The sequence below is a fragment of the Ignavibacteria bacterium genome (assembly GCA_016707005.1).
In the GTDB taxonomy this organism is placed as follows: Bacteria; Bacteroidota; Ignavibacteria; order Kapaibacteriales; family Kapaibacteriaceae; genus UBA10438.
Map to the genome: position 1 here is coordinate 38,007 of JADJIQ010000002.1, position 13,440 is coordinate 51,446.

The following is a 13,440-nucleotide window of genomic DNA, read 5'->3' on the forward strand; positions in this document are numbered from 1 at the left end:
GAATTGAGACAGCAAAAGAGGCGACTGCAACTATCAGGGTGATTATCTGGGGTGAGATCTTCATTTTGTCACCATTTGATAAGTGCAAACATTGTTTCCTAGCCGATCTTGTAGAGTGAGGAGGAACTTGCCAGGCGGCAGTGTCTCAGCAAGATGTATCTGATAGCGTGAGACGCCTTGTGAGTCTGGTGCAAAGTCTTCCAAAACCCCCTTTGCAGTAATTCCTCCACTTAAAGTGTATACACTCCATGAAACTGCTGGTAAATCCGACTTGCAAGAAACAGTCACTGAACCAGAAGTCGGATTGGGAAATATGACGTCATCCGCTGCGGACCCGGGTTCTTGAGACCCTGTGGTTTCAGGTGAATAGTCAAAAGCAAGAACGCGGCTGTTTAGAACGAAGTACCCACGGGTGAGGTTTGGGTGTCCCACGCCTGCTCTGTCTTGACCTATTGTCCGGAATACAAACCAAGTGCTGGTATCAAGCTTGGCAAATGGCTTTTCTTCACCTACTCTATACTTTACTATCCCGTGCCATTCTGGTGGAACTAGTTTTGTTGAAGCTCGATTAGTAAGCACGTGTTTGCAATCCTTCGACCACGATGCAACGGCAAGATCGCTGCCATTCCCCGTGCGATCACCGCGCATGTGCCAGATTGTATCACGGGTTTTCATATCGTAAATCGTTACATGGGGTAGAAGGTTGAGTTCTTCCTGGCTTTCATGTCTTCCATATCCGGAAACCATGAGTTTTGACCCATCTGATGAAAGAGAGGGCGTTCCATATACATCCCATCCTTGTGGTGTTGATGTATCCTCCACCAGAGAAAGCGTACGCACGTAATTCATATAATACCCCCGCGATGTATTGACTACCTCGCAGTATGCAATAGTGGACTCACTACTATCAAAGTCCAGAATTGGGTCATATGCCCAGGTAACTACTCGGCTTCTACCCGTTGATCGATCCAATATCTTCATCCTCGGGAGTGTCCAATCAGATGCTCCATCACGCCAAGAAGAATCAGGCAGAGCGAGGTATCGCCCTGACGGTGATATTCCGAATTGACTGTAGTCCCATGGCTCAGGAGTATCAGACTTACTGTAAAGGAGAGTATCAACAACCCTCCACGACGGATACTCAAGGACAAAGATGTCGCATGTCAGCTCGACAGGATTCCTCGTAGAAGTTACCCCCACAACTAGTGTTCGCCCATCTTGTGAACAACGAACAGAATAGACATCTAACACACCAGTTAGATTTCGGTATCTCGGAATAACTCGGACGCTAAATGAGTCAGTCACAACACCACTCTCTGCGTCGATGACTAGGACCCATCCTTTCCTAGTACCAATGAACAATTGATTGACATCGGATGCGAAGTCAACGGCACCCCGCGCACGGAGCGTATCGAGATTCAATGTCCATAAGGGTTTCCCGAAGGTTGGTAGCTCTTGGGCTAAGGTTTGTGCTTGTCCACAAACCAACACAAACAGCAAGGTTGCAAGCAACCCGTGTATTCGTGAGTATGGGTGAATTGAATTCGTTCTGGTCATTGCGTTCTCCATTGATTCGTTTGTATTACTTCTCATTTGTCATTTTATCTGTTTGCAACATGCGTCTTTCGAAGCTACCTGTCACCTTGACAAAACCTTTACTCAAAGGCTCCAGGCTCATCAACGACACCAGAGCTATACTTGTCTGGAAACAGGGATGTTGGAAGGTCAAAACCGTCCAATAGCCACCAAAAGGACTTCTCAATCCTGATTCATCAATCGAATCAAGGCTGCCGGTAACGTGCGATGAAGACAAGCTTCTGTCAGAAATGAAGCAGGTCTGTGTGTAGTCTGGTAAGAACGATCTCGCATTACGTCAAGAGATTCATCGCACTCACCAAACCAATGGAGTGCTAGGATTTCGCTGTATTCCTTGTCAGTTAAAGAACTGATCAATTCCATCAAATCAATTTGCGTCTCATCTGCATTGACTGCCCCATCATCTGACAGCAGTGCAGTTTCGTGGGAGCGTGTATTCGATGGGAAAGGCTGCGAACGGCGTACGGATTCTGCGTCCGTGCCGTTATGGATTGGAAAATCCGCGTAATGTGAACACCTCTTTCCGTTGCTAACTGAGCAGTGAATTCCGCGTCAAAGTGAGCAGCGGATTCCGCGTCAAAGTGAGCAGTGAATTCCGCGTCAAAGTGAACAGTGAATTCCGCGCCAAAGTGAGCAGTGAATTCCGCGTCAAAGTGAGCAGTGAGTTGGCCGGCAAAGTACGCAGCGGAATCGCACGCCAGCACTCTGGAATGCATTCGATAGTGTAGGAAGATTGGTTGACATGATCGGCAGATTCCGAGAACATCACTGTTCAAGGATCACGCTGTCATGGCAAATACACCGATCTCTATGAGTAAACTCAAACAAGTCCTGAAGCTCCATCTCTGTGGAAGGAGCAAACTTCAGATCAGCGCCATGACGGGCGTGTCACGCAATACCGTCATCAAGTATGTCACTCTTCTGGAGCGCCTCGGCCTTACGGCCGAGGATCTTCGGCAGCGTAATAATGAGCAACTGGAACAGGTGTTCAGCCTTGAACCACCCCAAGAGACTGATCCACGCCTGGCGATCCTCCATGCGTTTATCGAGCGCAATGACAGGCGCATGAAAAAGCGAGGCATGACGCATGGGCGCCTCTATGAAGATTACCGTCAACAGCACCCCGATGGGTACGGCAAGACGGCATTCTATCGGCACTATGGTCTGTGGAATCGTCGCAGCAAACCATCGATGCATCTCGAGCACAAGGCCGGAGACAAGATGTTTGTCGACTTCACCGGCGAGAAACTTCCGATGATCGATCCGCACACGGGTGAGCTCGTTTACGCTGAGTGCTTTGTGGCGATCCTGCCGGCCAGTCAGCTGACGTACGTGCAAGCTGTGGCCTCGCAGCGTGTAGAGGACTTCATCCGCTGCTGTGAGAATGCGCTGTACTACTTCGGCGGAGCCCCCGCAGCGATGGTGCCGGACAATCTGAAGGCCGGCGTGATCAAAGCCGACAAGTATGAGCCTACGCTCAATGACAATTATGAAGCGTTTGCCGATCACTTCAGCATGGCTGTCGTCCCAGCCCGTGTATACCGGCCCAAGGACAAGGCGCACGTTGAGAATGCGGTCAAGATCACGTATCGCAAGATCTTCGTCGAGCTGCCAGACACGCCGCCGGTGGGTCTCGAGGGCCTCAACGCAATGATAGCGCCGCTGCTGGAGGGCTACAACAACCGTCTGCTGACGGGCCGCACCTACTCGAGGCGATCGTACTTTGAAGAGGTGGAGCAGTCTACGCTACAACCGCTACCGGCCCATCGGTTTCAGCTGCGCTACTCTCGCACCGTTACCGTGCAAAAGCATGGCTACGTCTACCTCAGTGTTGACCGACATTTCTACAGCGTCCCACACGGGTACATCAGCAAGAGGGTTCGGATACTCTATGACGGCGAGAGTGTCGATGTCTACCATCGCCATGAATGTATCGCCTCGCATATGCGCGATCGCACACCTCACGCCTACACCAAGGTGGCGGCCCACCAGACGCGTGCTCATCAAGAGATGGATGCCTGGTCGCCGGAATTCTTTCTCGAGCAGGCACGCACGATCGATCCGCTGGTGGAGAGCTACATCGGCAACGTCCTCAACCGCAAGCAACACCCCGATAAGGCCTATCGTATGTGCAAAGGCATCATCGCACTGGCTAAGCGCGTCGGCGTGCAGCGATTGATCCGCGCTTGCAGACGTGCCGACAGCGTGGGCTTGTATACCTACAAAACTCTTGCTGACATCCTCGCGCGCGGACTCGATGCGCAGCGCGAGGACGAAGAGGCCACCGATAAACCATCGATGCCGACGCATGCAAACATCAGGGGGCCGGAGTACTTCTCCCGCCCTACATCCTCATTACCAACTTCGGAGACCTGCGATGAACGAACAAACCCTTGATCGCCTAAAGGCGATGAAGCTTCACGGCATGGCCAGAGCGTTTCAGAGTAGCCTGGCTTCGGCAACCGATCAGTTGATCACGCCGGACGAGTTGATCGACACCTTGATCACCGCTGAGTGGGATGAGCGCGCCAACCGCAAACAGGAACGTAGCATCAAGAATGCCCACTTCCGTTACAAGGCGATGGCTGAACTCATTGACTTCAGCGGTGAGCGGCATGCCTTTAAGAACCACATCCTGCGGCTGACCGACTGCAGCTTCATCGCCAAGCAGGAAAACGTGCTCATCACAGGCAGCACCGGTCTCGGGAAGAGCTACATCGCCTCGGCTATCGGCCACCAGGCGTGCACGCTTGGCTACCGGGTACTCTACGAATACAGTAACAAGCTCTTTGCGCGGCTGAAACTAGCCAAGGCCGACGGATCCTACATCAAGGATCTTGCCCGCATTGAACGCCAGGATCTGCTCATCATCGATGATTTCGGCATCCAACCCTTGGACGCACAAAGCCGCGCCATTCTTATGGAAATCATCGAGGACCGCCACGGCAAACGCTCGACGCTCCTCACCTCGCAGGTACCTGTTGACGTCTGGCATGAGGTCATCGGTGAACAAACCGTCGCCGATGCTATCTTAGATCGCATCATTCATGACGCACATCGCCTCGAACTTGCAGGTGATTCCCTACGCAAACGCAAGGGCGATAAACTCAACCAGCCCAACGATTCAACGAACTGATTTTTCATCAACAAAATCAATTTTCCTACACATCGAATGAGCACATTCTGAACACGCTGATTTGCATCGTTGAAAGCACCAATTGTGGTGTTCATTTTGCAACGGAATCAGGTGTTCAATTACACGCGGAAAACACTGCTCAGTTTATGCGGAATATCCAGTAGTGGGCGAACAACGTGCCTGAGAGAGGACACAAGAAAGGGTCAACAAGGGACTTCGAAGCGGGTAGTGCGCATATGCATGGCATGTTGCGACGGGATTGTGGGCTTCGTGGGCTGTACACGCCGTCCTTCCCATGTTCGTCCGACCGCCTTTCACCATTCTGCTTGGTATGAAACACCACCACCCGCCGCTGCTTGGTGCGATCGCCGCATGTATGATCGCACTTGCCGCTTGCGATACACCGTCAACCGAACTCTCTGCGCAGCAACAACGCACGGGCAGTACTGATACTTCTACTCACCGCCTGACATTCACGAGTGGCATTCGCGCCATCCTTCAGGATGCAAAGGGTAATGTCTGGTTCGGAAGCCACAGCGAGGGTGTAGCGATGTATGATGGCAGCCGGCTTCGGTACTACACCACGAGTAATGGGCTCACTGATATGAGCATCCGCTCGATCAACGAAGATGCCCAGGGCGGGATCTGGTTCGAAGGGGCAAGGGGCTTGAGTCGAAGCATGAACGGTGTGATCACTCCGTTTGTGTTGCGGGCTGGACGTGAACCGGAACCATGGTCGTCGTCACGAACCGACATCTGGTTCAATGAGAACGTACTCACTGGAGCCAATAGCACCAAGCGCGATCCCGGTGTGTATCGCTATGATGGAGTATCGCTGCACTACCATACGGTGCCGATCGGCAATTCGGTGGACCCTGAGCGCGACGTTTCACTCTCCACGCAGCCGGTGCGCACCACAAACGGAACCGTTTGGTTCGGGTCGTATGGGGCTGTGGTCGAATTCAAGGACGGCACGTTCAATGGGATCACCGACTCAACGTTGGGATTCAACGACGCGACCGAGCGCTTGCATGTCCGATCACTCTATGCCGACAGCAAGGGCAACCTGTGGATCGGCAATAACGGTATCGGCGTCATCCGTTACGACGGAACGCACTTCGAGAACTTCTCCCTCAAACACGGCTTGGTGTCGCCCAAAAGTACCCACAGAGGCGATCCATCCCCCACCGGCACCTTGGAGCATGTCTTTGCCATTGGGGAAGACATCAACGGCAACCTCTGGTTCGGCGACCGAGACACTGGAGCGTGGAAGTACGACGGCAAGCAGTTCACGAACTACACACCGTCGAACGGTCTGACCAACACCCACATCTGGACCATCTACCGCGACCGCCGGAACAACATGCTCTTCGGCATGGCCGACGGCTCCGTCTGCCGCTGGACCGGAGAACGGTTCGTGCTGGAGTGGTGAGGGGAGTGAAGATTCCGCTTCTACTGACCATCATGTTTCGCGTTGGGATAAGCACCGGCGATATACCTGCAGCGTCTGGGCCTCTGCAATCAAGCATTGGGTTTAGCCAAACAGCGTACCTTAAGATCCGGGGTCAGTTCTTCGCTGATTTCACGAGTCATGCACGCCGATTGTCCGGGCGTGACATCGTCAATATTCATACTGACGGTCTAGCCGAAGTATTATCACCCCGAGTTGTGTTGTCGGACGTCCACTGCTGTGGCCTCCCCACTCCTGAACAACCAAATCATACTTCTCATCTATTGTTTTGATGTCTAAGTTCATAATGCGGCATGCTCTATCTATATGGACTCGACGACCATCTTGCAGATTCACGATCTTATACGAAGGCAATTCGTCGGAATACCGAACACACAGTGTGTAGTCGCTGGTTCTCACAATATCTCCAGTTAGCAATGAGCCACGATACGTACCCGTGCACTGAACCCATGCTTCTCCCAGATAGAGTACTGTAGAATCATGTTCATTTTCTCCCTTGTATGTTAGATCATACCTGCAGATAAACAACCCTGCATTTTGTGCGTCCGCGATCGTCAGGGGCTGCTCTTGCATTCCATCTCTTACCATAAAGGCATACCCTAAACTACTCCAGTTCATGTAGAACAATAGGAAAGCCACCGTGACAGCAGCCAATGATAATGCAATGGCATTGCGTCTCTTTTGCAAGAGATACCGGAAGCCCTTAGCTGCATCGTTCATTGCTGTCTATCCGCAGATCTGTTATCGTCCATCTCTATCTTTCTGTTGTGTTTCACTGCGCCAACCTGACACTAGCGATTGACCTGCAACACCTTGGAACTGCAATCTAGCATTGGGTGTAGCAAATCAGCATACCTGTAAATGCGGTGGTCAGTTGGGGGTGGAATGAGGTGGTGAGTGAGTGCGGAATCTCCAAAGGTAGGAGTGCAACTCCAATCTCATCATTCTTTTCGTACCCAAGCATCCAACACGGCGCCAGTGTCAACCACTCCTCGAATCTCGCCTTCAATCTCTTTGGTTGGATATCGCACAATTGCAAAGTGCAAAGTGTCGGGAATAGCCTTGGTCCATATTCCAAAAAACTTCAACGATGAATGATAGAACGAAAGACGAGCATCGCCTTCGACAATATCAATCCACTGGTCATCCGTTGTGACTCTATTGTTCCTACCTTGGCCTCCACTACATCTAATACACAAGATGGTGCGAGATGTTGCCGTATCAATATCGATAGTTCCAGTTATGCTCCCGTATGTCCAGTGTTTCTCAATCCATATCTCCTCAATTGGAATTGCAATATTATCAAATGCGACAACGACTTTCATGCCCGTATGATACTGTTGAATGAACACGCCTCGCTCTTTTGAATCAGATACGTCGCTCGATCCGTGAGTAGTTCCAGAACGCATAATATTTGGCAGATACAATGCTCCAAGCACTGTTAGACACACAACCGCAGAGACGGATGTCATAACAAAGATGCGCCTTCCACTCATCGGTTGCACTCCTCTCACTTCTTATCGAGTTTGGTTTCTGAGATTGCGCGGCCGTCTACATCCTCGGCATTGTTCTCTTCGACAATTTCTTTAACTCTATTGTTTGGTACAGTCCTACCAACGAGGCCCCACTTCTTTCCAACTGCATCAAGAGCATCTGATACAACATCAATGCAACTAGCACCTATCAACCGATATATGACCCTTTGTCAATGCAGAACCAACACCAGACGCGATTGTGTACCTGTCCGGATGAATATCGTTTGTGGTATCACGAGTTCATCGAGATGTAAGATCGAGCGACCTTGCATGTCGAAGATCAGTGGGGTTGTTTCAAGTGCCTCAAGTTGACGTCGAAGCTCCTCGCGAGAGAGTATCTCACACGACGCGTGATCTCTGTTCGCTATGCTTACATCATGTTTCTCTGGGATCTCCTCTACACCGACGGCAACGCCGCATCCTGATATCACTCGTAGTCCAGCCGAGCGAATTGGATCGACAGAGTTTAACAGACAAGAACCGGAGACCACATTTGACAATGACTTATAGAGGCCGTATCCCAAACCAGCACTTTGCCATGTGATGCCGCCGTCGCATGAAGTCCTGTCATAATCGCTATAGGCCGTGTAGTCTGACAACAACAATATCGAGCTTTCTGATAGGTATCTAAATCTGCACTGTCCACCAACTGCAACCATCTTTGGAGGTTGGCCCTCTTGGTATACCGAATCGAGTGGACTCCACGCTAAACCGCCATTTGTCGTTGAATAGACGTAATACCGATCACCTTTCCAAGGTGCTAGATGAAACGCGAAACGTGAAATCACTAGATGATCATCGTCATATACATCCATCCCCGTGATTTCACCTCCACTATCCATCTCGATAACAGTCCAGTTCTCCCCACCGTCAACACTCTTGCGCAACTTTCCATTAACTCCAGTATCACTCGCGAATACCATACGGGAGTCGACAGCGCAATACGCGGCAATACTCGATGAAAGATTGGGTATTCTTGAGAACGACAAGCCTCCATCGGTAGATCGGTACAGTCGCTTCAGAGTATCTAAAGCGTAACCGGTCGTATTGTCACCAAAAGAGACCGACTGCAATTTGATCGCATGAGTGTATATGGAATCCCACGTCTCACCAGCATTGGTTGTCCGATAGAGAACTCTCCCGGCTGTGACGAGCTGTGTTTCGGAATCCGCGTACTCGAGCTTGGGCCTGTAGATCCAGTTGCCTTCTACTATCAGTTGCGTTTCGTCATTGTCCCATTTTGAAAAGAGGACTTCCGAATTCAAGACCCTACTTGTCCAGGACTGACCAGCATCGGTGGTTCTCACGAGAACGTTTTGCGTCATACGAGGAATATTAAAACTCGAGTGACGATCGACATAGACAACGCCACTTAACACCCACGTGTTCTCAGTGATCATCAAGGCATCATAGTATTTGTCAGCTAGTCGCGTGGTTATCATTCTAAGTGTATCGTCAACTATGTTCGACCGATACACCATGTTATCGGCCCCAATAGCCGTAACGACTCCCAACTCATCGACGCAGATACTCGCTACTCCAAACATGGGAGGGCGTTCCACCGGCCACTCTTTCCAAGTCACCCAGTTATCCAGCGTACTGCGTATTTCGCAGGCATATCTTGGTCCATTTACTTGTTGAAAGTCTTCATCGGACTTGTTTCGCGCATAGTTCGTAACGGCAATCCCTTGTTCTTTTCGGTTCATTACCAACATCGTTGAAAGAACAGGGCGTCCATACACATTATACGGCACTAGGTTAACGAGCGTCCATGTTTGGCCAGCATTTGTTGTCTTTTCAAAGGCGACTTCACCATTCAGGGTGTAAGTACTTCTTGCCGCGAATGCAACAGAATCATTCACTACTAGAATGTCCTGCGAGCCTCTGAGGAATTTACTACCAAGCTTCCAAGTCTTGCCTGCATCGCTAGTAATCAATGGATATCGACCACCTGGTCTGTCATAGTTCACGATCCATTTTTGAGAATCAAAACATCGTATAGCATCATACGCCCCATGTACGTCTGGGAACTCAAAGTCCGTCACCACATTCCATGATTGACCGGCATCATCAGTCCGAAGAAGTTCTGTTGTTCCTAGGCGATTCTTAAACAGAGCGAGCAACGTATCACGAGACAACGGATAGACCGAGTATCCTCTATATGGGCTACCAGGACTCGCAGTACTCGAGGTCCATGTAAGACCACCATCGTCGGTGCGCAGGAACTTACCGGAATCACAGACAGCATAGCCCCGATCTTCATCAACAAAGCATATGTCGTTGACTCGTGGCTTGAAGGATGTGTCTACTCTCCGCCATGTTCGCCCGGCATCATCCGAACGAATGATCCAGAGCTCTGCATCGACTCCAACAAGAACGTTGGGTTTGACCGGAACAATTCTCAATGCCCCTTTGCCCACCAATCCCTCAACCTGTCGCACTTGGAGCACTTGAGCTGAAGACTCATACATCGCAACACTCATCGTGACGATGAGCAACAGCACAAAAAGCGATCTCCTGGTATACATCTGAGCTACTCCTCGACGGGTTGAGCCTTTCGGCCATGCTACGAGAGTAAACTTACGGACAACGGTCACCTCCCCAATACGGCAGGTCGGCACATGATCCACCAGGCTTTCTTCACCGATTCCTGAATTGTACGAGCAAACACACGCAATGTACGCGCACCTACACCCACGTACGGGATGTGACGCGAAGGTATGCCATCGCCCCAGCAATTACGGACAGATATCCGCAAGTACGCGCTAAAACACCCATTCATGGGTACTGGGCGAACAACCGTCCAGAAAGAGGACACGAGAAGGGGTCAACAAGGGACTTCGAAGCGGGTTGTGCGCATGAGTATGGCATGTTGCGACGGGAAAGACTACTTAAGGGGTCAACGATCAGCTGATGTCAACTCAGACCGCAGCTGTTGAACATCCACTTGCCCCTTCAAGATCATGTGGGCCAACGACTCATGACTATCGAGCATGCTAACAACGATGTGGCGAGTATCAGCCGGCACATCCGCTTTCGCACTGACCTTCATCGCACCCACGATCACTGCCTCGGCTTCGTCCGTCATCGGCAATGATCCCTGTGGTACTTGTTGCGGAGCCTTCTTGTGTTTGTCCGGCACGTCGTTTCCGTGCGTACGTGCCTCACTACGTATCGATTGTTTCAAGGTCTCATGGTCGGGAGTCATACGAAGCAATGATTGCGCTGTTCGATCCTCTGTCGCAAGCATTATCGCGCCGAGAATGTGCGCTGACGTGATGATCTCGCTTTCCATTTCTTGGGCAAGGTTGAAACTTGCCTTAACGACAGACTGAAACTCGGCGGAGGGCGACTTCATGGAGACTCCTTGGTTGCTGTAAAACATCAACAGCGACGGAACAGCTACAATCTAGCATTGGGTTTGGCAAATCAGCATACCAGTAGATGCGGTGGACGATATCGGACGAACGAGTTGATCATCGTGAGCGGAATCTCTACTCACGTCACTAGGGCGAATACGTGGAGTACTTTGCTATTGTGTCTGCAACGGGCCTACTAAAGAGTGATGCTATTGTCGCAATCATCCATTCACTGTGAGCGACTCGGCGCTCATCTATATACACAGCACCCTTTCGTGGCTCCATCCCAATCCTCCTTATTTCTAATCCTGTTGAGTCTTGAACCCGAACAATCACATACCATCTATATGATAGCACGCGTTGTTCACCCTTGAATTGTATGGTGTCACTCAACAACGCTGCGACACGATCAGCATCATTTACAACAACACGCTCAGTATATGCAATCTCAGGATCAATCTTCTGAGCCGTCACAAATGACATGACACGGTCTGCCGGACTACCATAATAGTATGCAACAATGCGTACGGACGGACTTGACGATTGCAAGGTTGAGCATGCAATCTCATAAAAGAACAGCAAGCACAAGAATGCATTCCTCATGATTGTGTACTGAGTGAATACTGCAAACTATGGCTCATACTATGGCTCCCTTGTTCATTACTTCTGATATTCGATCAGGAACCGAGGCCGGTGGACAATCCCATTTACTTGAGCGACAACTTCCGCGCTGAACTGATCACCAACCATCGAACTACAACGTCTGGGCAACTGCAATCTAGCAAGGGGCTTGGCAAGTCAGCATGGCACTATACGTCCTATCGGGTGGCTGTGCCACATGCAGATCGTCTCTCACTCGAGATCACGCATCGACCTGACAACACGTCGTATGCGGCCTGATACTCTCACTATTCCGTAGGTAAGTAGTAGAATCAGGGCTACAACATACACCTTCAGATAGATGCCAGAGAGCACGAGTGTTGACAGAACCGCTAACACAGCACAAGCGAGGAGTACTGCCAATCTGAATCTATTGTCGTGCAAGAAATTGCTGATTGGCTGCTTTCGATTCTCAATAGACTTAAGAGCAAGTGAAAGTAGTCCGACTATGACGAATAGTGAGTTTATCGCTGTAATAAATGCATAGGCTATACGCTCTCGAGTCATTTCTCCATAATAGAAACTCAGCACAAACCCGGCCACTGACAAAATGAACATTATCAGCAGGAGCTCATCTTCTTTCTCTTTGAACCAGTATCTCATCGCTTAACTCTTTTCATCAACATTGTCCTTTCATTACATCCGACGCTTCCGGTTGTTGCACCAGGAGAATGCTCCCTTTCGACCATCACAATCAGCGTTCCCGCTACCACATTCGAAGGCAATTCAGCGTCTCGGCAACTTCAATCTAGCTCTGGGTTTAGCAACTCTGCATACCATTTGATGCTGTGGACGGTTACGGGCGCCGTGAGGAGAGCACTTTAAGCGGAATCTCCAAACTCTACCTGTCAATGAAAGTGGGTGCAGATCACCTCCTTGGGTTCAGAAATACTCTACTTGCAACTTGTCTTTGCGTTCTAACATCTCTTACTGAGATGAAGAGAAGTGTTGAAGTGTTGTCAGTGATCCTCAATTGCGTGCCATTCACGTATCTGTGAGAGTGTGAAACTCTACCAGAATAGTCGGATACTGTCACTTCATATTCTTTGGAGAAGTCTGCATCATGGTTCGAAACGACGATCGATTCGTCGTTTGTTCTGATCTGGATTCTGTCACCTGTGATGATACTTTCGCCTACGGACACAGGATTCCCATAGTGCCTCCCATTTATCACAGCTGCAACTAGGCGTTCTACTACTTGACCGTTTTCAGGGGAGTAGCGCAATACAACGCCAAAGGTGTCCGACACGAGCTTGTCAAAGTTCGGGATCGTGTCTCCATATGGAGTAATGGTCCACGAAAGAAACGTCTTGAATGGTCTGTAGTCTCCAAAGAGCACGGACCATCTATCCTCCACTCGTTTCCACAAAACGTTTCCTTTAACGAGAACGGAGTCAAGCGGCAAACATAGTTGGAGGTACTCATTGCCATCTTCAAAGGCTGATTGTCCGTAATAGACAAACCCATTGGAAGCAACGTACGTCGTTGAGCTATAGAGACAAGTATCAGTTGTAATTCTACAATACGTGCTTGAGATGACGCGTGTGCCATCAATGATTCTGATGGAATCGATCCTCACGAGTGATCTGGGACTTCTTGTGGGGTCCATGCCTTCGTTATAGTACAGAGCCTCTACAGCGTCTCCTATAAATGGCTGTTCGCACTGTGAAAACACGGGGTACG

At 50.1% G+C, this 13,440-nt stretch carries 10 protein-coding genes; 4 read left to right on the plus strand and 6 right to left on the minus strand.

Features of this window, described 5'->3' with window-relative positions; genetic code table 11:
* Positions 1–60: 60 nt before the first annotated feature.
* Positions 61–840, minus strand: coding sequence for a hypothetical protein (locus IPI29_03210; GenBank protein MBK7411544.1), 780 nt, complete (start codon positions 838–840; stop codon positions 61–63).
* A gap of 1,545 nt (positions 841–2,385) precedes the next feature.
* Between IPI29_03210 and IPI29_03215 the strand changes: the two genes are divergently transcribed.
* The 3 genes from IPI29_03215 (at position 2,386) to IPI29_03225 (ending at position 6,164) form a co-directional block, all read left to right on the plus strand.
* The gene (locus tag IPI29_03215) at positions 2,386–3,993 is read left to right on the plus strand and encodes an IS21 family transposase (protein ID MBK7411545.1); all 1,608 of its coding nucleotides are present in this window, start codon (positions 2,386–2,388) and stop codon (positions 3,991–3,993) included.
* Positions 3,974–4,732, plus strand: a complete 759-nt coding sequence (locus tag IPI29_03220) for an ATP-binding protein (GenBank protein MBK7411546.1) — start codon at positions 3,974–3,976, stop codon at positions 4,730–4,732. Before IPI29_03215 ends, IPI29_03220 begins: the two co-directional genes overlap by 20 nt.
* A 331-nt stretch (positions 4,733–5,063) precedes the next feature.
* Entirely contained in the window at positions 5,064–6,164 is a 1,101-nt protein-coding gene (locus IPI29_03225; GenBank protein ID MBK7411547.1) for a diguanylate cyclase, read from the plus strand.
* 189 nt (positions 6,165–6,353) lie between these two features.
* Here IPI29_03225 and IPI29_03230 read toward each other — a convergent pair whose 3' ends face one another.
* From IPI29_03230 to IPI29_03245, 4 genes are all read right to left on the minus strand, one after another.
* Positions 6,354–6,923: a hypothetical protein gene (locus IPI29_03230; protein ID MBK7411548.1), complete on the minus strand. Its 570-nt coding sequence runs from the start codon at positions 6,921–6,923 to the stop codon at positions 6,354–6,356.
* Between the two features lie 221 nt (positions 6,924–7,144).
* A complete protein-coding gene (locus IPI29_03235) occupies positions 7,145–7,528 on the minus strand; it encodes a hypothetical protein (GenBank protein MBK7411549.1) in 384 nt (127 codons plus the stop codon).
* Positions 7,529–7,908: 380 nt separating this feature from the next.
* The gene (locus IPI29_03240) at positions 7,909–10,266 is read right to left on the minus strand and encodes a hypothetical protein (protein ID MBK7411550.1); all 2,358 of its coding nucleotides are present in this window, start codon (positions 10,264–10,266) and stop codon (positions 7,909–7,911) included.
* A 371-nt stretch (positions 10,267–10,637) separates the two neighbouring features.
* Positions 10,638–11,096 (minus strand): hypothetical protein, encoded by a 459-nt coding sequence (locus IPI29_03245; protein MBK7411551.1) that lies wholly within the window; start codon positions 11,094–11,096, stop codon positions 10,638–10,640.
* 694 nt (positions 11,097–11,790) lie between these two features.
* On the opposite strand from IPI29_03245, the gene IPI29_03250 reads away from it, so the two are divergent.
* On the plus strand, positions 11,791–11,997 hold the full coding sequence (locus tag IPI29_03250) for a hypothetical protein (GenBank protein MBK7411552.1): 207 nt from the start codon (positions 11,791–11,793) through the stop codon (positions 11,995–11,997).
* 628 nt (positions 11,998–12,625) lie between these two features.
* Here IPI29_03250 and IPI29_03255 read toward each other — a convergent pair.
* A complete protein-coding gene (locus IPI29_03255) occupies positions 12,626–13,336 on the minus strand; it encodes a hypothetical protein (GenBank protein ID MBK7411553.1) in 711 nt (236 codons plus the stop codon).
* Positions 13,337–13,440 lie beyond the last annotated feature (104 nt).

Excerpts from the sequence above, each read along its gene's own strand:
- IPI29_03215 (MBK7411545.1), top strand. The coding sequence starts at position 2,386 with ATGGCAAATACACCGATCTCTATGAGTAAACTCAAACAAGTCCTGAAG.
- IPI29_03220 (MBK7411546.1), top strand. The coding sequence starts at position 3,974 with ATGAACGAACAAACCCTTGATCGCCTAAAGGCGATGAAGCTTCACGGC.
- IPI29_03225 (MBK7411547.1), top strand. The coding sequence starts at position 5,064 with ATGAAACACCACCACCCGCCGCTGCTTGGTGCGATCGCCGCATGTATG.
- IPI29_03230 (MBK7411548.1), bottom strand. The coding sequence starts at position 6,923 with ATGAACGATGCAGCTAAGGGCTTCCGGTATCTCTTGCAAAAGAGACGC.
- IPI29_03235 (MBK7411549.1), bottom strand. The coding sequence starts at position 7,528 with ATGAAAGTCGTTGTCGCATTTGATAATATTGCAATTCCAATTGAGGAG.
- IPI29_03240 (MBK7411550.1), bottom strand. The coding sequence starts at position 10,266 with ATGTATACCAGGAGATCGCTTTTTGTGCTGTTGCTCATCGTCACGATG.
- IPI29_03245 (MBK7411551.1), bottom strand. The coding sequence starts at position 11,096 with ATGAAGTCGCCCTCCGCCGAGTTTCAGTCTGTCGTTAAGGCAAGTTTC.